The sequence below is a fragment of the Acinetobacter sp. 797_lipA genome, from assembly GCF_058243025.1.
The window spans coordinates 639,725-658,978 of sequence record NZ_JBZAYQ010000001.1 but is presented as its reverse complement, the minus strand read 5'-3'; the positions used below and the strand labels follow the sequence as shown (position 1 = coordinate 658,978).

Sequence of the window (19,254 nt, the reverse complement as noted above, 5' to 3'; positions counted from 1 at the left end):
TCATAGCTGTTTTATTGATAAGGATAAGTAGATGTACTGTTTGTCCCTAATCCTAAAGGTTTTTTCTGATTAAAGTATTTTTTATTAGATACTTATACATTATTCAGCTAACTCCGTTCAGCTGATCACATACACACTAATTCATTCATTGCTACCACGTAAATTTTAAACTCGGCTTATCTGGGTAGAACTCAATTTTTCTATTCTTTTCTCGTCGTTACTTTGCCCTTTTAAACCGACTGCATATAAAAATAGCCTGACGAATCAGGCTATTTTAAAGTTTAAATAACTACAGACGATTATTTTGCATCGGGTAAGGCATACGCCACCAAAGCATCTCCCATCTTAGTACCAAATGAACCATGACCACCCGCCATAATGACCACATACTGTTTGCCATTGGCTTCATAGGTCATTGGTGTTGCTTGACCACCTGCTGGTAGACGACCTTTCCAAAGTTCATCACCATTGGTCACGTTGATGGCACGGATATAATTATCCTGCGTACCACCGACAAACATCACATTACCCGCAGTTGAGATTGAACCACCAAGCATAGGAACCCCCATTTTAAATGGTGGTAATTGAATCCCCGGTAAGCTGTCACGGATCGTACCAATACGACGTTTCCATGCAACTTCGTGAGTATTTAAATCCACACCCGCCACAAAGCCCCAAGCAGGCTGTTTACATGGCAAACCAAATGGAGACAAGAACGCACTGATCTCTACACCGTAAGGCACACCATACATCGGTTGTACACCCGCTTCGGTGCCTGCACCTTTGGCTGTTTTCGGACGGTTTGGATCGGCTGGAATGAGTCGAGAAACAAACGGTAAACCGATTGGGTTCATCACCGCGATTTGACGATCAGGGTTAACGGACATACCGCCCCATTCAAATACACCCAAGTTGCCTGGGAAAACTAAAGTTCCATTTTCTGAAGGTGGGGTATAAATACCGTCATAGTTCAGTTTGTGGAAAGACACACGGCACATCAACTGGTCAAACATGGTTGCACCCCACATTTGCTTATCCGTCAGTTTCTCTTTTGGCGCAAGATCAAAGTCAGAGAAAGGTTGTGTCGCAGAGTAACGCTCACCTTTGGTTTGCGGCCCACGTTTCACTGTTTGTGGTACAGGTTTTTCCGTAATTGGAACAATGGCTGCACCAGTACGACGGTCTAGAACAAAGGCATTGCCTGTTTTCGTTAACACGTAAATGGCAGGAACCATTTTGCCTGACTTATCTTTAATATCCGTCAATGTCGGCTGTGATGGTACATCCATATCCCACAAATCATGATGCGTAGTTTGGAAATTCCACACCAACTTACCTGTTGAGGCATTCAGTGCCAGCATTGAGTTGGCATAACGCTCATGCAACTCAGTACGGTTACCACCCCAAATATCTGGCGTACCCACACCCGTTGGAATGTAAACGATATCCAAAGCTGCATCATAGGCTAATGGGGCCCATGCATTCGGTGAGTTTTGAACATACTTTTGACCCGGAGCTGGAATCGCATTTGGATCTTCTGCACCTGTGTCAAAGACCCACAACAATGCGCCGGTATTCACATCATAACCCCGGATCACACCTGAAGGTTCTTCAGTTGAATAGTTATCTGTGGTTGAACCCGCAATAATAATCGTCGTTCCTGTGACCACAGGTGGCGACGTTGGGATATAACCGCCAGGATAAGGGAACGGCATATCTTTTTGTAAATCGACTTCACCATTTTTACCAAAGTCAGTACATGCCTTCCCTGTATCTGCATTTACAGCAACAAGACGGCCATCATTGACAGGTAAAATCACTTTTTTTGGACATTCAGTCGATGTTGATTTTTTTGAAGCCAAACTGGTTTCAAAACCAGCCATATTGTTCGCATCATAATAAGACACGCCACGACAGGTTAAATGCTGAAAAGTATTGTCCGCTTTGAGTTTCGGATCAAAAGTCCATTTCGCCTTACCTGTCGCTGGGTCAAGTGCAACCAGTTTTTGGTGCGTGGTACAGATATACATATTGTCCCCAACTTTAATTGGGGTGACCTGATTGGTGGTTTCACCAGAGTCATTTTCTGTTTTAAAGTCGCCTGTGTTATAGGTCCAAGCAACTTTTAAATCCTTAACATTCTCAGAATTAATTTGCGTTAAAGGAGAATAGCGCAAGCCAGATTGAGTACGGCCATATGCAGGCCAGTCGCCATCAGCAACACCTGGAATGGACTGCGCGGTTGCAGGCTGCTTACTGCCCAGCTCACCTCGAATTTCTTGAGGGTCATTAAATACAGCATAGATCATCACTGCAATGGTAATTGCCAGTGAACCTGTTAAAGCAATTTTTGCACCTTTAGCATTGTCAAAACCACGCGTTACCGCTGGAATGAGTAACCATAAGCCAAATAAACCAAGGATATCTAAACGTGGCGCCAAGGCAAAGAAGTCTGAACCCACTTCCCATAAGCCCCAAACCACTGTACCCAAGACCAACAACGCATAAACGATTAATGCCGTACTTTTTAATTTTTGCAGTAGAACTGCAGTCGCGATGAAGAGTAAACCTGCAATGATGTAGTACCAAGACCCACCAAGCACTGCAAGATAAATCCCTCCTATCAGCAGGACTAAACCAAAGATCACAGCAATCACAGCTGTAAAAGTTTTAAGCCCTGAACCTGAAGACGGAGTACTCATATTGACCACCTTTTTCTTAGATTCTGTTAAAAGCCCATATCGCTTCAATATCGATATGAGCACCTAGACAGTTTTTAGATTTTAAGTATCTGTCCAAACGACTTATTTCGAACAGTTTTATGCTTTGAACAACCGTAAAAAGTATTTATCAACCTTGTTGTACAAATACTTATCGATCTAGAAACTAAAATGCGGTCTGGAATTTAATTCCGCCGACCCATGCATTTTCACCATTTTTATACGCGCCTACATGGCGGATATATTGGATATTGGGACGAATGGTTAACCAATTGGCTGCATGTATACCGTAGTAAATCTCGGCATCATATTCTTCACTTTGTAGACCACGGGCATCGACGCTGCTATTGGTAATATTCACGTCATTGACATCATCATTGATATTAATACGGGCTAAGCCAATCGCGATTTCGTCTTGAGGACGAGCATCAAAAGCGCCTTTATAGACCAAACCAATGTTCTGCATGTCGCGAACCGTATTGGTATCTGAATCATGTAGCGTGAGATTCACAAAACCTGTTAAACCACGTGCAGCATCACCGTGATGTGCTGTGAGTTGCTGCTTGGCAACCACCCAGCCGCCTTGTTTATGTGAGGTTTGCTGTGGGTTTTGAATGTCTGTGGCATCTGCCGAACTGTAGTAATAACCCGCACGATATTCGCCAGGTAACTTATTTATACCTACAGCAGGTTGCCACACCACTTCAGCAGGAATAATGGCCCCCTGCGAACCATCGGTACTTAAGTTCCAGCCTTTGCCACGTTCTAAGTTTTCAGGGTTATATTCATACACCCCAACTTGTGCATACAGGTCTGGCCGAAGATTATATTTGACTCGCGCAGCCCATTGGCTGACAGGCCAGTTGTACCACTGGTCACCGACCCCGTTACCAACTTGAGAGCCACAGAGCGCAAGGTTTTGGAAATCACAGTCGAAACTGTTGAAGTCTTCGCCTTCACCAAAGCGACCGACTTTGATGTCTAACTTTTGATCCATGAACTTTTTCTTAATCCACAAATCGGTTAAACGCCACGTCTGTCCACGTCCCCACACTTCTTGAGTGGAACTTAAATGTCCATCTAAAGCATCGGATGTTTGAGAAAGTGAACGCCCATTGCGCTGGGTAATGGTGATTTGAGCCTCAGTATCCTGCCAGCCCAAAATCTTGTCTAAATCGAAGTGCGTACCGAATGCAAACTGGTCTGCATATTCGGTACCATGACTTGAAGAATGTGAGGCATCGAGCAACGTTGCCATTTCACCCGTATAACCAAAGCTAAAGTCGTAGCCTTTTTGCTGCAATGCGCTGCGCTGACCATTCCAGTCACCCAGCATCCAAGGGCTTTCTGCCTCAAAGGCATTTGCAGCATACACACTTTGAAAGCAGCAACTGAGCGCTAAGAGACTGAGGTTAAAACACCAACTTCTTTTACATTTATTCATAATTGGTGACCTTTCTTACAAAATTACAACTAATCGATATGATACGCTTTATTTGTATAAAAACCCATTTTATGACGTTTTTTTTGTTTTAAATATATCCAAATTATCGTTATATGATATTTACAAGGAATCAAAACCAAGTGGTTTGCCTATAAATTCATATCTTATTTTTGAACGTGAAAACTTAATTGGACAAGCTAATTGTTGTTCGCTTTTTGTACTCCCCTCTTGTAAAGGTACAGAAATCACCCATGCACGATCTTTGGCTAACTGCGAATCGAGTGCTTCATCCAACTTTAATACAGGCTCAACGCAGACATCTTGCTGCTGAAAAATTGCGTTCCACGTGGCAAAATCTTGAGTTTTAATTTTGTCTTTTATTGCTTGTTTCACCACCTGACGGTCTTCGGTTGTCAATGAGGCTCCTTTTTCAGCCACAATCGGCAATTCTAAAATCTGGGCCAACCCATGTAAAAACTGTGGCTCTAAACTCCCAATCGATAAATAACGTCCATCTTGCGTTTCATAATAGTCATAAAAAGTCGCACCATTGAGATAGCTTTGCTCAGGCCCTTGTTTTTCCTGTCCTGCTAAGCTCGCAGCTGCGGCCATGCTACTGAGCCCTACCACACAGTCGGTCATAGAAATATCAATAAACTGCCCCAAACCACTCCGCTGCCTTTCAATTACTGCCGCTAAAATCCCAATCACACTATGCAAAGAGCCTCCAGCAATATCCGCAATTTGAATCCCCATTGGTGGTGGTCCACTGTGCTGTCGGCCACTATGTCCCGCAATCCCTGACAAAGCCACATAGTTGATATCGTGTCCTGCTTTATTTTGATACCCTCCTGTTTGCCCATAACCCGTAATGGAACAATAGATCAAGCGCGGATTAATTTCAGATAAGGTCTGATAGTCGAGTCCCAATCTTTGCATCACGCCTGGACGGAATTGTTCAATCACAATGTCATAGTCTGAAATTTTCGATTTGATCAGTTCAATATTGGCAGGATCTTTCAAATCAAGAGCGACAGCATGTTTATTTCGGTTGAGATAACTATGTGCAGTGGCCTGTCCATTGGCATAAGGTGGCATTAAACGGATCAGATCGGGGCGGGTTGGAGACTCGATGTGGAGCACTTCTGCACCTAGGTCTGCTAAGTACATTGTTGCAAAAGGTCCGGGCAAAAGTGTAGAAAAATCGAGAACTTTCAATCCTTTCAATGCCATATCCATGTTTATTTTCTCTTTTTATGTTGATTTTTTAGCTATTTTAGAAATATAAAAGCAACAAAACAATGTCATGTTCAGCCATTTACCTTGATCATTTCGGCAATTTAACATGTAAAAAGGCAAAAAACTTTAGTGTAAATTGCCTAAAATACTTTTTTTAGCGTCATTTAGGTCAAACGCAAGTGAATATAAAAGAGACTGAAGGATTAAATATGAGCCGCGATACCATTAGTATCCATTTCGTCAATGCGGCTTTAACTGGCGTAAAACGTCTCGGCATGGATGTCGAAACATTACTTTCTCACGTAGGGATTGAGGCAGAACTGCTACGTCAACCTAAAGCCCGTATTTCTCCAGAACAATATACTCGCTTCGTTAAAATGTTATGGATGGTGACTCAAGACGAACATGTTGGCTTCGATAAGCAACCACGGCGTTTAGGTACGTTTGCCATCATGTGTCAGCTGATTATTCATGCCAAAACCTTAGGTGATGCTTTAGAACTGTCTTCACAGTTTTATAAATTGTTTGGCGATGAGTGGTCGGTGACATTAGAGCGCGACAAGCATGAAGCTCGTCTTGTTCCTCAGATTCCAAAATCGATGGATCCAGATCACTTCATTACCGAAAGTATGCTAATGATTTGGCATGGTCTCGCGTCGTGGTTGATTGAACGTCGTTTACCACTGGAACGTGTACACTTTGGTTATGAACGTCCGACTCATGCAGATGAGTATGATGCCCTGTTCTTCGCACCTGTGATGCAGTTCGACATGCCGCGTACCGAAATCACTTTTGCCGCAGATTATTTGGACTTACCAATTCGTCAAAATGAAGAAACGTTAGAAGAATTTTTAAAAGCCGCGCCTGCACAGTTGTTGGTGAAATTTAAAAACACCAACTCACTCACTTCACGTATTCGTGATGTGTTGAAGAGCCAAATTGGTGAAGAAATGCCAACTCTGAATGATGTGGCTTCTATGCTGTATTTATCTCCACAAACGCTGCGTCGCCGCTTAGCTGCTGAAGGTAAAAGTTACCAAGGCGTGAAAGATGCATTACGTCGTGATGCCGCGATCCACCTACTATTAAACCCTGATTTGACGTTGGAAGATGTGGCACAACAAGTGGGCTTTAGTGAAACCAGTACCTTCCACCGTGCCTTTAAAAAATGGACTGGTGTTACACCTGGTTTATATCGCCAACTACACGGCTATCACTAATTTTCTAGTTTAACGACGGTTCGGCACATTGCTAAACCCAAGATTTCGATCTTGGGTTTTTTTATGCTGCAATCTTCAGTCTATTGGCAAAAACACTCATCTGACCTGACCCGTTCTAGTCATTGCATCACAGCCATTAATTTGTACACTCAAATGCATAACAACTTAAAAGTCATAACAAGGAACAGCTATGAGCGAGGCTTATATCATTGACGCCATTCGCACACCACGCGGAAAAGGAAAGAAAGATGGTTCATTGCATGAAGTAAAGCCGATTACTTTACTGACAACATTATTGAATGAACTTAAAGATCGCCATCACTTAGATACCTCTAAAGTAGACGATATTGTCTTGGGGTGTGTTACTCCAATTGCAGACCAAGGTGGTGATATTGCTAAAACTGCGGCAATTGCGGCAGGTTGGGACAATGATGTTGCTGGTGTGCAAATCAACCGTTTCTGTGCTTCAGGTCTTGAAGCTGTCAATATGGCTGCGCAAAAAGTACGTTCAGGCTGGGAAGATGTGGTTGTTGCAGGTGGTGTTGAGTCAATGTCACGTATTGCAATGGGTTCAGATGGTGGGCCATGGGCATTAGACCCTGAAACAAATTTAAAATCACACTTTGTTCCGCAAGGGATTGGCGCAGATTTAATTGCAACATTGGATGGTTATACACGTTCAGATGTCGACGCATTTGCAGCAAATTCGCAACGCAAAGCAGCAGCTGCGCAAGCTGCGGGTTATTTCAATCAATCAGTGGTTGCGATTAAAGACAAAGCAGGCGTGACCATTTTAGATCAAGATGAATTTATTAAACCGTCAACAACAGCAGAAGGTTTAGCAAAACTCAATCCAAGTTTTGAAATGATGGGTGCTATGGGTTTTGATGCAATTGCATTACAACAATATCCAGAAGCGCAAAAAATTAACCATGTACATCATGCAGGAAACTCATCGGGTATTGTCGATGGTGCGGCACTTGTATTACTTGCTTCCGAGAAAGCGGTCAAAGAACAAGGTTTAAAACCACGTGCCAAAGTATTGGCGACCGCTTTGGTGGGTTCAGATCCAACCATTATGCTGACAGGGCCTGCGCCTGCTGCTCGTAAAGCATTGGCAAAAGCTGGTTTAACGATTGATGATATTGATCTATTGGAAGTCAATGAAGCCTTTGCATCAGTGGTGATGCGTTTTATGACGGAATTAAAAGTTCCTGCTGAGAAAGTCAATGTGAATGGTGGTGCAATTGCGATGGGACATCCATTGGGTGCGACAGGTGCGATGATTCTTGGAACTTTACTGGATGAGTTAGAGCGTCAAGGTAAAAAGCGTGGTTTGGCAACATTATGTGTAGGTGGTGGTATGGGTATTGCGACCATTATTGAGTTGGTATAACCACCTAAATTTTATTGAGCATTTGATACACAAATCAGTCATACGCAACCTACCCATTTTTTGAATCTAATGTTTTTGCAATCCTTTCGATAGGAATAGTCATTAAAACAGGTTTTGCGTATGACAATGGTTTTGCCTACTTTTGCCGAAACAAAAGTAGGTCGAACCGAAGGTTAAACCCGAAATTAAAATAAATTTGGAATGACTCTGCGATGCTGAAAATTCATACAACTATGCAGAAGTATACATTTCAAGTTCAAAAAATCATTTGGATAAAAACTTTATGAGCGCAATTCAATATTTAAAAAATGACGATGGCATTATTATTCTGACTTTAGATTCTCCAAACCAATCTGCAAATACCATGAATGGTGATTTTCGGGTAGCTCTGGAAAATATTGTTTCTAAACTGAAATCTGAAACATCGATTACTGGGATTATTTTCCGTTCAGCGAAAAAAACCTTTTTTGCAGGCGGTGACTTGGATGAGCTAATCCAAGCACGTTTGGAAGATGCCACACCTTTTTTTGAAATGATTCAGAAAATGAAAGCAGAGTTTCGCTATATCGAAACTCTAGGTGTTCCTGTCGTTGCAGCATTGAATGGTACAGCTTTAGGTGGTGGTTGGGAAATCGCTTTAGGTTGTCATGCACGTATTGCATTGAATGATCCTAAAACGAAGTTTGGTTTGCCTGAAGTGACTTTAGGTCTACTGCCGGGTGGTGGTGGTATCGTGCGTATGGTACGCCTTTTAGGCTTACAAAATGCTTTTCCATTCTTAATGGAAGGTAAGCAGTTTGGTGTGGATAAAGCAAAATCTCTTGGTTTAATTCAAGACATTGCGGAAACACCTGAAGAGTTGATGGATAAAGCCATCGCTTGGGTAAAAGAACACCCAAAGTCGCAACAACCGTTTGATGTAAAAGGTTATAAAATTCCGGGTGGTGATCCTAAAACACCTGCGGTTGCGCAAATGCTGGCGATTGCTCCAGCGATGCTCCGTGATAAAACCAAAGGTTGCTATCCTGCACCTGAAGCAATCATGGCGGCTGCCGTTGAAGGTGCGCAAGTGGATGTAGATACAGCGCTGACTATTGAATCACGTTACTTTACTTATCTTGCCACAGGTCAAGTTTCAAAAAACATGATCGGTACTTTTTGGCATGGAATGAATGCAATTAAGGCAGGTGCGAGTCGTCCTAAAGACGTTGCAAAATGGCAAGCGACCAAAGTTGGTGTGCTTGGTGCAGGGATGATGGGTGCAGGCATTGCTTATTCAACAGCAATTAAAGGCATTCCCGTTGTACTCAAAGATGTTTCTGTTGAAAATGCAGAAAAAGGCAAAGCCTATAGCCAAAAATTATTGGATAAAAAAGTATCGCAAGGTCGTATGACTGCTGAAAAGTGTGATCAGATTTTAAGCTTAATTACTGCAACAGCATCTGCGGAAGATTTAAAAGGCTGTGATTTAATAATCGAAGCGGTATTTGAAAATCAAGAACTCAAAGCGAAAGTTACCCAAGAAGCCGAAGCATTCCTTGTAGAAGGTGGTGTGATGGCTTCAAATACCTCGACATTACCAATTACTGGTTTGGCAAATGCATCGAAAGATCAAGCAAACTTCATTGGTCTGCATTTCTTTAGTCCAGTCGATAAAATGCAATTGGTTGAAATTATTAAAGGTAAAAACACTTCTGCTGAAACTTTGGCAAAAGCATATGACTATGTACAGCAAATTGGCAAAATTCCGATTGTTGTGAATGATAGCCGTGGTTTCTTCACCAGTCGTGTATTTGGTACTTTTGTTCAGGAAGGTCTGCGTTTACTGCATGAAGGTGTACATCCAGCTCGTATTGAAATGGCAGCACTCAAAGCAGGCATGCCAGTTGGCCCATTAGCCATTCAAGATGAAGTTGCATTGACACTTTCTGAACATGTTGCCAATGAAACGCGTAAGGCGCTTCAAGCTGAAGGTAAAGATTTACCTCGTTCAGGTGCAGATGATGTGATTCAAACCATGATTCATACTTTTGACCGTAAAGGTAAAGCTGCTGGTGCAGGTTTCTATGATTACCCGGAAGGTGGTAAAAAACATCTTTGGGAGGGTTTGAACCATTGGAAGCAAGATGTAGATATTTCTGAACAAGAAATGATAGACCGCTTCCTGTTTGTACAATCACTAGATACTTTACGTTGTTATGAAGAAAATGTTCTTGAGTCTGTAATTGACGCCAATATCGGTTCGATCTTTGGGATTGGTTTTGCGCCGTGGACAGGTGGTGCAATTCAGTTTTTAAATCAATATGGTTTAGACCAAGCTGTACAACGTGCCAATGAACTTGAAGCGAAATACGGTGAGCGTTTCAAAGCACCGCAACGTCTGGTTGAGTCGGTATCATCGGGTCAGATTCGCTAAAACTTCCACCTTAAAAAAGGGATCGGCAGATCCCTTTTTTATGTTCTCAGCACACAACAAAATTAACCTGCTGATTCAGCATCTAATTTTGACTTATTTTAGTGCATTCTTTTCAAGCCCGACACCGTTTTTTGTGTTATAAAGTTACATAGTTTTAGATTTATTTTTATTCAATTGGGCTGTTGCACATGACTGACAATACTTCTCCTGAAAAATCACCATGGGGTTGGAAAGCACTGATTATTGCTTTCATTTTAAGTGGAATTTTCTTAGGTATCTTCTACCTTGCGATTACCAATGAGCCTGACTATATGCCAAGTCAGCAAACGCAGCAAAACTCTCAGCAACATGCTTTTAAAAATGCGCCTGCAATGTCTGAAGAGGCGATGGCCAAAGCACAAGCGGATAAAGATGCGCGCGAAGCAAGAGCTCAAGCAGCTTCTGAAGATACCACAGAACATGCAACCGCTGATGAGCACGACATGAGTGCCGATGAACATGCCAAAATGTCAACTGAACATGGTCACTAATATGCTGTGACTAATAAAAAAGCCCTGAAAGATCAGGGCTTTTTTATGGATGATAAACGCATATGGATATGTGGAATACCACAATCCAAATACTCCTCACCCTCTTGTATAAAGCCCAAAGCCTGATAAAACGCTTGCGCATGTACTTGAGAGGATAAGACTAAAAATGGATGCTGTTGCTGTTGAGCATATGCAATCGCCGCCTGCATCAGAACTTTGCCCACGCCCAAACCACGATGTGACTTCAAAACTGCAACACGACCAATACTATGATTTTGCAAAAGTCGTGCGGTGGCGATGGCTTGATCTTGTTCATAGACCACAAAATGAACTGCGACTTCATCTTGCTCATCCCATTCATCTTCAGCAGCAATGTTTTGCTCTTGAATAAAGACCTGCTCACGAATCATTTTCGCAGCCTGTTGTAACTCTTCCCATGTTCCATGCGTAATCTTCAAGCTTGGCATTTTCGTTTCCCTATAAATCATCTCTATATTGGTCATTGCACTAAAAAGTGATGTTCAGATCAGCATTTACAGCCTACATCTTGCTGATCCCATTGATTATTCAATAGCAATTCCAGTGAGTGTTTTTGAATACCATACATCTCTTTCAAGGCTTGAATTTGTGCCAAGACTGCAACATCTGGCGCTTGATAATCCTTACGCTTGGTTGCCAAAATCATTTTATTCTTACTGGTATGCTCAAGTGCTACAAACTCAAACACTTTGGTTTCATAGCCATAGGCTTTGAGTAATAAGGCACGAATAGTATCCGTCAGCATTTCAGCTTGCTGTCCTGCATGAATGCCAAACTGCAACATCGGTTGCAACACGAGTGGAGCTTTCAGCTGTGGACGTAATTCTTTATGACAACACGGCGCACACATGATCATTTCAGCATTTAAACGAATGCCGGTATGAATCGCAAAGTCAGTCGCGACATCACATGCATGCAGCGCAATCATCACATCGAGACGTTCAGGTTGGTACGTCCGAACATCACCCTGAAAAAAATCAAGTTGCTGAAAATCTGACTTGTTCGCAACCTCCTGACAGAATTGTACCATCTTGCTGTTTAGCTCAACCCCAGTCACAAAAGGATTGATATCTTGCTTCAGCAAATAATCATACAAAGCGAAGGTTAAGTAGCCCTTTCCTGAGCCAAAATCGACCACGCGCAGTTGTTCAGGCAGTTGAATATGACTTAATGCCCCTGAGAAAATTTCGACAAACTTATTAATCTGCTTCCACTTACGCGCCATACTGGGAATGATGTGCGCTTTTGCATCGGTAATACCAAGCGGCTGTAAGAAATAACTGTCTTGATCTACAAAACGCTGTTTGACACGGTCATGACCTTGCTGCTCAACAGCTTTGGTTACCGTTTTATTTTTACTTTGCGTCAGCATAGCTTTCTTCTTGTTCTTCTTCAGTTGCAACTCTTGTTCAGTTGTCAGCAGATTGGCTTGTTTACACTGCGCCAAAAGTGCAGTTACCGTATCAAGTGCTGTGTCTAATGAATAATTTTTGGTGACATCTTGGGTTTTATGGCGATATAAACAGCTCAATACAGGCTGTCCTTGTAACATGACGACTCGAAAAGTCATCTTCTCGAGTTGCTCAAGTTCACCCTGATATTGACTCAGAATCATCCGATCAAAACTTTGAGATTCAAGCGCTTGCTGGAAGGCTTGAAGGAATTGCTGCTCTTGTGCAGAGGACGATACCGAAACGGTCATAATAGAAACCAAAAAAAGAATTGCGATTAAATTTTAAAGCGTCTTACGCTAAATGCAAATTTGAATTACGATACAGTTGTATATTTTATGAAAATGCACACGACTTATGAGCACTCACCCTGTTGTCAACTACGATCCTGCTGAAGAAAGAATCAATTTCATTAGCCATGCTATTGGTGCAGCTCTTGCACTCATAGCAGGTATTTTATTGATTATCAAAGGGTCTTACTTAGAAACAGCGCAGTGGATCGGGCTGTGGGTCTATGCTTTGAGCCTATTTTTATTATTTGCCGCATCAAGCTTGTATCATTTTGCCGAATCTCCAGAGCGTCGCGGCTGGTATAAAAAATTAGATCACACTGCCATTTATTATCTGATTGCGGGCACCTACACTCCATTTTTGTCTATTGCACTGCCCACACAAAAAGCCCATTACCTACTCATTGCACTTTGGGTGATTGCAATCATTGGTACACTATTCAAGTTAGTTTTCATTCATCGCTTTGAAAAAATTTCACTGATTGCTTATCTGCTCATGGGATGGCTGGCTGTGCTGGTAATGGATGATATGCAACGCTTTTTATCTAAACCTGCTTTGACTTTTTTAATCATTGGTGGACTTTCCTATACCATCGGTGCATTGTTTTATGCGCTAAAAAAGGTAAGATATACGCACGCTATCTGGCATATTTTTGTATTGATTGGTGCAGGATCACATTTCCTGTCCATCTATCTTTACGTGATATAACCCGCGCACACTACATTTTTTAGCAACCCTAATTCCGTAGTCTGCCCGAGGAACATTCGTATTTTTTTAAAAAATTACGCCTTTTTTAAAAAGATGACGCTTTTAAAACTCAGTTCGACTATTTTTTAAGTGTAAGGTCTACCATGGCGTCATTAAATACTGCTGTTGCTGAACAGCAGCCTGTAAACTCAAAATTCCGCGTACTTACAGCCAGTCTGGTAGGTACAACTATCGAATTCTTCGATTTTTATATTTATGCCACTGCGGCTGTCATTATTTTTCCGTACCTGTTCTTTCCAGCAAGTACCGATCCAATGACTGCAACCATTCAGTCTTTGGCAACTTTCGCCATTGCCTTTATTGCACGCCCGATTGGCGCTGCACTCTTTGGACATTTAGGTGATCGTATCGGCCGAAAGGCGACCTTGGTTGCAGCTTTGCTGACCATGGGACTTTCAACCGTGTGTATCGGCATATTGCCCACCTATGCACAAATTGGAATTGCCGCACCATTACTGCTTGCGCTGTGTCGTTTAGGTCAAGGTCTCGGCTTAGGTGGTGAATGGTCGGGTGCGGTATTACTTGCCACAGAAAATGCACCTGAAGGTAAGCGTGCTTGGTATGGCATGTTCCCCCAACTGGGCGCGCCGATTGGCTTTATCTTAGCAACTGGTTCATTCTTAACGCTGGGTCATTTTATGACTGAAGAAGCGTTTATGACATGGGGCTGGCGTATTCCCTTTATCTCAAGTGCGTTATTGGTGATTGTAGGTCTGTGGATTCGTTTACAACTCCATGAAACTCCCGCGTTCCAGAGAGTTTTAGACAAGCAAAAAGAAGTTAATATTCCATTTAAAGAAGTGATCACCAAACACTGGGGCATGTTGATTTTAGGTACCATTGCAGCCATTTGTACCTTTGTGGTGTTCTACCTCACGACGGTATTTGCTTTGCAATGGGGTACCAAACAGCTGGGTTACACCCGCGAACAGTTCTTACAACTTCAACTGGTCGCAACCCTGTGCTTTGCTGCATTCATCCCCTTGTCAGCAGTTTTAGCGGAAAAATTTGGTCGTAAAACCACATCTATTGCTGTCTGTGTTGCTGCGGCGTTATTTGGTTTAGTGTTCTCAAGCATGTTGGAATCAGGCAGTACCCTTGTTGTGTTCTTGTTCCTATGTATTGGTTTATCCATCATGGGTTTAACCTATGGACCGATTGGCACCGTGCTCTCTGAAATTTTTCCAATATCCGTTCGCTATACAGGCTCAGCACTGACCTTTAACCTTGCGGGGATCTTTGGGGCATCATTTGCACCTCTCATTGCCACCAAGCTTGCAACCACCTATGGTTTACACGCAGTAGGTTACTACCTCACGGCGGCATCGCTTCTGTCTTTATGTGCGTTCTTAATGATCCGTGAAACCAAAAATGATGATGTAAATAATCAAATTTAACCCTGAATTTGATGCCTAAAAACCAGCACAATGATGCTGGTTTTTTTATACCAATGCGTTAACAAACGCTACAAAAACCATATTTAAAATCTGTCGTTTTACTTCAAAAATAGAGAGAGATACAGATGAATAGGACCAAAAAATGGATGAAAAAATACAACAACTCACCAATGAACAACTCCTTGATGTCATCGTATTAGTTGAAGAAAATAAAATTATTCAAGCCATTCAATACATCGCCACACATACCGCTTTTCAATACGATGATGCACAAGAGATCGTGACTGAACTCACGAAGCGGCATGATGCTGCACTAAAAAGCATGTATCGCCATAAACGACATCAACAACCACGCATATCAACCGCTGAACTAAGACACCACAGCTCCCTTGTGTCTGAAGGACGGAGCTTTACACAACAACAGCCACAAAGCCCGCATAGCACAGCAGTGAATAACCTCGATGCAATACAAGACCTACAAGCGCTTCATACAAAAAATCACAACCTTTGGATCGTCTTGGCTGTGGTCATTTTGGTTTTAAGCTTTATTTTTTATTGGTTCTAAACCCAACTTAAATCAGTTCAATAATATCGATCGTCGGTGGTACGCGAAAACGAAACGGCACACCCACCATACCTGTTCCAACCGTGACAAACACATCCGCATGTTCATGTCGGTACAAGCCTTTTTTGTGTCCTAATATAGATACTTTTTTCATTACATAGTCTGTGAGCCATGGCAGCTCAACTTGACCACCATGCGTATGACCCGAAAGCATTAAAGGACGGCTGGGTAAAGCGGGTATCATATCGACCGTGTCTGGATTGTGCGATAGGATGACCCACGGTTTGTCCTGCGGTAAATGCGGCATAAAACGCATATCCGCCTTGCCTGCCCACAAATCCCCGACTCCAATCAGACGAAACTCTTCAAATTCAACAATCTGACCTTCAATATCAATCACATTATTCACCTTCAAAGCATGTCTTAACAAATTTTGAATCGGCGGACCTGGATATTGCTCATCATGATTGCCATTGACCGAATAGACTGGCGCATTAATTTCTTGCAACACCTCTAATTCTTCTGCCAGTGTATTTTCAGGTTCATAAGTCCAGTCGCCTGCAACCACCACCAAATCAGGTTTTTGCTCATTCAGTCGCTTGACGATGGTTTTCAGCTGTCGCTCATGCCCTGAAAATAGACCAATGTGTAGATCGGCAATTAACGCAATACGAACGGGTTTGAGTAATTTATAATCTTCTTGGATTTGATATTGAGTGGTTTTGACATGTACAAAATGCGGTTCAATGAAACGTGCATAACAAAGTACACCACTGACCAAAAACACAAAAATAGCTTCATGCCATGAATAATACCCCTGAAAACCAGCATACAAGCTAAAGAAAAACAAAGGAATGAGTAAATAAGAGAGATAAAAAGCCAACAAATGCACAAAGGCTTTAAACGGATGAATAGTCTCCGTATTGGTTTGGCTGATCCATGCCTGATACACCGCCCACCCCGCAAGCAAGGCCATCGCAATATAAAAATAGAACACGACGGAGTGTGTATTGATCATAGACTTTTACTCACAAATTGTTCATCAAGAACACATAATCTTCTGTTTATCTTTTCACAGCTCAGAATTATACTCAAACCAAATTTATAGACTTTACGACGATGGAAAAACCTCACGGCTTAGCGAAACAAACTTTTTTCCGCTCATCTTCGACTCAGCAAGGTGCCAAACTGTTGTTGCTGAGCTGTATGGTTTTGACTGTCCCAGCGTGTAACACCTTACCCAAACAGATCCCACAGACGCCCGTCTATGCCTTTGATTTGCCAACAGATAAAACCAGTTTAGGCAAAATCGTACTGCCTTTACGTGAACAAAATCCGGGCCTTACAGGTTTCCATGTTCTCTATAATCCACTCGAAGCATTGGCCGCGCGTATCCATCTCATTGATAAGGCAGAAAAGACCTTAGATCTACAATACTATATTTGGGACAACGATCGTATTGGTTCTTTAGCGCTTTATTCTATTTTGAAAGCCGCTGATCGCGGGGTGAAGGTTCGATTACTAATCGATGATAACAATGCCAAGAAAATGGAAGGCATTTATTTAGCGCTCGACCAACACGCCAATATCGACATCAAACTGTATAACCCCTACCGCTTCCGTCACTATCGTGCGATGGATATGGTCTTAAATCTAAAACGCATCAACCGTCGTATGCACAACAAAAGCTTCATTGCCGATAATCAAATTTCGTTGATTGGTGGGCGTAACATGAGCAATCAATATTATAACGTCAGCGACAGTTATCAGTTTTCCGATGTTGATGTGATGTTGGTCGGCTCTGCCTCAGATGAAATTGTGCATTCCTTCGATGAATACTGGAATGACGACTATGCCTTTCCAGTGCGTCAAATTGTCAACGCCAACCATTACAGCTTGCGTTATGAGGGTTTAAAAACCCAGTTAGAGCAGCACTATCAGGAAGTGACCGTACAAAATTATTTGGATCTGGCCAATCGTTCGCAGGCCTTTGAACACTGGCTAAATGATAGTATCCAGTTCGATTGGGTCAAAGCCGAAGTGGTGAAAGACTCACCAAGCAAAACCAAGTCTCGTGCGAAAAAAGAAGAACATTTAAACTTCCAGTTGCAAACCCATTTAGAAAAGCCAATGGAAAGCATCGACATTATTTCGGCCTATTTTGTGCCTGAACGTAAAGGCAAAAAACATCTGGCAAACCTCGCTCAAAGTGACATTCAAGTTCGCGTACTGACCAACTCATTTAAAGCCAATGATGTGCCGTTGGTACATGCTTTCTATGGAAAATATCGTGAAGACTTGCTGGAAAGCGGTGTTCAACTCTATGAGTTTTTAGCCACGCCTGCGGCCGAAGCCCTAAACGAAAACAATGAAGAAATTTCGAAAAAAGCCAAAGTCAGCATCAAAGGATTAAGCCGCTCGAGTCTGCATGCCAAACTCATGGCCATTGATGAGAAACAGGTTTTTATTGGTTCATTTAATTTTGATCCCCGCTCTGCCAACTTAAATACAGAAATTGGGGTTTTACTGAACAGTCCGCCGCTGGCTAAAGCAGTACACTACACCATGGACCAAAACCTCAGTAAATATGCCTATAAACTGGTTTTAGATGCAAATAAAAACATTAACTGGCAAATTAAACAAGCTGATGGCTCTACCAAAACCTATACTACTGAACCCAAAATGAATTGGTTCAAACGTGCTGGTCTCAAAGTCGTTTCTTGGCTACCGATTGAAGGCTTTATGTAAGCCTTCAAGCTTGTTGCATGTTGGGTTGGGACTTCAAAACTTTGTGATGTAAATCAGCCAAACCTTGCACCATTTTTTGTTGGACCAGTGCCGTTAAACTCTCAACCGTATGTCCTGCGGTACAAATGGCTGGGAGCGCAACTAAATGTGCCGTGACTTGTGGCATTTCTAGTACTTTTTTAACATGCTCGGCAAAACTAATGTTACCGATAAACGGAGAGACTTGGTCAAGTCCGCCCTGTTGATTCACATAGCAAATCAAACAAATTTGCACATCACGCTGGGCCTCAATTGCTGCGCCTAATATACGTCCATGAACTTTTTTCACTTTAGAACCATCGGTCGTGGTCGCTTCCGGGAAAAACAACACAGGAATATCTTGTTTTAAAAACGCTGTAATTTGCTCTCGAATTTTGATGGAATCGCCTGAACCACGTTGAATAAACAAGGTTCCACCACTTTTTGCCAATTTGCCAAACACAGGCCATTTTTCAATTTCAGCCTTGGCCAAAAAGAAAACTCGTGCGCCTGAGCCTAAAACCGCGACATCTAACCATGAAATATGATTGCTGACCCAAAGGGCAGGCTTACGTGGAATATCCCCGTGGACATGAACATCAATGTTAAAAACCTTGCACAGTCGACGACAGAAATACTGCACGTAACGGGTATTTTGTGGATTGTTAATGTCTTTATACAAGCCATGTCGATATACCAAATAAAACCCTACGGACACGGCGCCAAGCCCTGAAGCCAGCTTTTTACCATACAGAAAAAGCTTAGAGACACCTTTTATTGATGTTGTTTTTATTTCAGTATTCGATTGCATAGACGGTTCACTTGGCACAGCTTCATTCAACATTTAATCATTGATTTCGGCTCATTCTATACTGATCTTGAGCAACTTGCATTAACATGGTGTGTATATGAACGATCAAATGAATCCTCCAGCTCCGCCGTTAAATCCTGTTCAGGCACTGAAATTTATTATAGGGCTCAGTATTTTATACTTTGGCACCTTGCTGCTTTT

The 19,254-nt window shown here is 42.3% G+C and carries 15 protein-coding genes; 8 read left to right on the top strand and 7 right to left on the bottom strand.

Features of this window, described 5'->3' with window-relative positions:
- Positions 1-299: 299 nt before the first annotated feature.
- The 3 genes from AC4CU2_RS03185 to AC4CU2_RS03175 form a co-directional block, all read right to left on the bottom strand.
- Positions 300-2,702: a glucose/quinate/shikimate family membrane-bound PQQ-dependent dehydrogenase gene (locus tag AC4CU2_RS03185; protein ID WP_201952379.1), complete on the bottom strand. Its 2,403-nt coding sequence runs from the start codon at positions 2,700-2,702 to the stop codon at positions 300-302.
- Positions 2,703-2,886: 184 nt separating this feature from the next.
- Complete coding sequence (locus tag AC4CU2_RS03180) at positions 2,887-4,164, bottom strand: carbohydrate porin (protein WP_201952381.1); 1,278 nt, start codon at positions 4,162-4,164, stop codon at positions 2,887-2,889.
- 120 nt (positions 4,165-4,284) lie between these two features.
- Positions 4,285-5,403, bottom strand: a complete 1,119-nt coding sequence (locus AC4CU2_RS03175; protein WP_201952384.1) for a CaiB/BaiF CoA transferase family protein — start codon at positions 5,401-5,403, stop codon at positions 4,285-4,287.
- A gap of 209 nt (positions 5,404-5,612) precedes the next feature.
- On the opposite strand from AC4CU2_RS03175, the gene AC4CU2_RS03170 reads away from it, so the two are divergent.
- The 4 genes from AC4CU2_RS03170 to AC4CU2_RS03155 all read left to right on the top strand — a co-directional run bounded on the left by AC4CU2_RS03170 (position 5,613) and on the right by AC4CU2_RS03155 (position 10,965).
- Positions 5,613-6,623: an AraC family transcriptional regulator gene (locus tag AC4CU2_RS03170; protein WP_490768269.1), complete on the top strand. Its 1,011-nt coding sequence runs from the start codon at positions 5,613-5,615 to the stop codon at positions 6,621-6,623.
- A gap of 190 nt (positions 6,624-6,813) precedes the next feature.
- Positions 6,814-8,019 carry an acetyl-CoA C-acetyltransferase gene (locus tag AC4CU2_RS03165; RefSeq protein ID WP_490768268.1) on the top strand — a complete coding sequence of 402 codons (1,206 nt, stop codon included), beginning with the start codon at positions 6,814-6,816 and terminating at the stop codon, positions 8,017-8,019.
- 283 nt (positions 8,020-8,302) lie between these two features.
- Positions 8,303-10,435: a 3-hydroxyacyl-CoA dehydrogenase NAD-binding domain-containing protein gene (locus AC4CU2_RS03160; RefSeq protein WP_490768267.1), complete on the top strand. Its 2,133-nt coding sequence runs from the start codon at positions 8,303-8,305 to the stop codon at positions 10,433-10,435.
- Between the two features lie 188 nt (positions 10,436-10,623).
- Complete coding sequence (locus AC4CU2_RS03155; protein ID WP_005400239.1) at positions 10,624-10,965, top strand: hypothetical protein; 342 nt, start codon at positions 10,624-10,626, stop codon at positions 10,963-10,965.
- Positions 10,966-10,997: 32 nt separating this feature from the next.
- On the opposite strand, the gene AC4CU2_RS03150 is transcribed toward AC4CU2_RS03155, so the two are convergent.
- The gene (locus AC4CU2_RS03150; protein ID WP_419276911.1) at positions 10,998-11,432 is read right to left on the bottom strand and encodes a GNAT family N-acetyltransferase; all 435 of its coding nucleotides are present in this window, start codon (positions 11,430-11,432) and stop codon (positions 10,998-11,000) included.
- A 59-nt stretch (positions 11,433-11,491) separates the two neighbouring features.
- Complete coding sequence (locus AC4CU2_RS03145; protein WP_004695127.1) at positions 11,492-12,706, bottom strand: class I SAM-dependent methyltransferase; 1,215 nt, start codon at positions 12,704-12,706, stop codon at positions 11,492-11,494.
- Positions 12,707-12,812: 106 nt separating this feature from the next.
- Here AC4CU2_RS03145 and trhA point away from each other — a divergent pair, with 106 nt between their 5' ends.
- From trhA to AC4CU2_RS03130, 3 genes are all read left to right on the top strand, one after another.
- A complete protein-coding gene (gene trhA, locus AC4CU2_RS03140) occupies positions 12,813-13,454 on the top strand; it encodes a PAQR family membrane homeostasis protein TrhA (RefSeq protein ID WP_058870232.1) in 642 nt (213 codons plus the stop codon).
- Between the two features lie 143 nt (positions 13,455-13,597).
- Positions 13,598-14,911 carry an MFS transporter gene (locus tag AC4CU2_RS03135; RefSeq protein ID WP_490768266.1) on the top strand — a complete coding sequence of 438 codons (1,314 nt, stop codon included), beginning with the start codon at positions 13,598-13,600 and terminating at the stop codon, positions 14,909-14,911.
- 142 nt (positions 14,912-15,053) lie between these two features.
- On the top strand, positions 15,054-15,476 hold the full coding sequence (locus AC4CU2_RS03130; RefSeq protein WP_159153300.1) for a hypothetical protein: 423 nt from the start codon (positions 15,054-15,056) through the stop codon (positions 15,474-15,476).
- Positions 15,477-15,483: 7 nt separating this feature from the next.
- On the opposite strand, the gene AC4CU2_RS03125 is transcribed toward AC4CU2_RS03130, so the two are convergent.
- Complete coding sequence (locus tag AC4CU2_RS03125; RefSeq protein ID WP_490768264.1) at positions 15,484-16,494, bottom strand: metallophosphoesterase; 1,011 nt, start codon at positions 16,492-16,494, stop codon at positions 15,484-15,486.
- A gap of 101 nt (positions 16,495-16,595) precedes the next feature.
- On the opposite strand from AC4CU2_RS03125, the gene AC4CU2_RS03120 reads away from it, so the two are divergent.
- On the top strand, positions 16,596-18,224 hold the full coding sequence (locus AC4CU2_RS03120) for a phospholipase D family protein (protein WP_490768263.1): 1,629 nt from the start codon (positions 16,596-16,598) through the stop codon (positions 18,222-18,224).
- A gap of 4 nt (positions 18,225-18,228) precedes the next feature.
- Here AC4CU2_RS03120 and AC4CU2_RS03115 read toward each other — a convergent pair whose 3' ends face one another.
- Entirely contained in the window at positions 18,229-19,053 is an 825-nt protein-coding gene (locus tag AC4CU2_RS03115) for a lysophospholipid acyltransferase family protein (RefSeq protein ID WP_490769202.1), read from the bottom strand.
- Positions 19,054-19,254: the final 201 nt, after the last annotated feature.

Bases quoted from the DNA above. Each gene is read 5' to 3' on its own strand.
- AC4CU2_RS03185 (WP_201952379.1), bottom strand. From the start codon at position 2,702: ATGAGTACTCCGTCTTCAGGTTCAGGGCTTAAAACTTTTACAGCTGTG.
- AC4CU2_RS03180 (WP_201952381.1), bottom strand. From the start codon at position 4,164: ATGAATAAATGTAAAAGAAGTTGGTGTTTTAACCTCAGTCTCTTAGCG.
- AC4CU2_RS03175 (WP_201952384.1), bottom strand. From the start codon at position 5,403: ATGGATATGGCATTGAAAGGATTGAAAGTTCTCGATTTTTCTACACTT.
- AC4CU2_RS03170 (WP_490768269.1), top strand. From the start codon at position 5,613: ATGAGCCGCGATACCATTAGTATCCATTTCGTCAATGCGGCTTTAACT.
- AC4CU2_RS03165 (WP_490768268.1), top strand. From the start codon at position 6,814: ATGAGCGAGGCTTATATCATTGACGCCATTCGCACACCACGCGGAAAA.
- AC4CU2_RS03160 (WP_490768267.1), top strand. From the start codon at position 8,303: ATGAGCGCAATTCAATATTTAAAAAATGACGATGGCATTATTATTCTG.
- AC4CU2_RS03155 (WP_005400239.1), top strand. From the start codon at position 10,624: ATGACTGACAATACTTCTCCTGAAAAATCACCATGGGGTTGGAAAGCA.
- AC4CU2_RS03150 (WP_419276911.1), bottom strand. From the start codon at position 11,432: ATGCCAAGCTTGAAGATTACGCATGGAACATGGGAAGAGTTACAACAG.
- AC4CU2_RS03145 (WP_004695127.1), bottom strand. From the start codon at position 12,706: ATGACCGTTTCGGTATCGTCCTCTGCACAAGAGCAGCAATTCCTTCAA.
- trhA (WP_058870232.1), top strand. From the start codon at position 12,813: ATGAGCACTCACCCTGTTGTCAACTACGATCCTGCTGAAGAAAGAATC.
- AC4CU2_RS03135 (WP_490768266.1), top strand. From the start codon at position 13,598: ATGGCGTCATTAAATACTGCTGTTGCTGAACAGCAGCCTGTAAACTCA.
- AC4CU2_RS03130 (WP_159153300.1), top strand. From the start codon at position 15,054: ATGGATGAAAAAATACAACAACTCACCAATGAACAACTCCTTGATGTC.
- AC4CU2_RS03125 (WP_490768264.1), bottom strand. From the start codon at position 16,494: ATGATCAATACACACTCCGTCGTGTTCTATTTTTATATTGCGATGGCC.
- AC4CU2_RS03120 (WP_490768263.1), top strand. From the start codon at position 16,596: ATGGAAAAACCTCACGGCTTAGCGAAACAAACTTTTTTCCGCTCATCT.
- AC4CU2_RS03115 (WP_490769202.1), bottom strand. From the start codon at position 19,053: ATGCAATCGAATACTGAAATAAAAACAACATCAATAAAAGGTGTCTCT.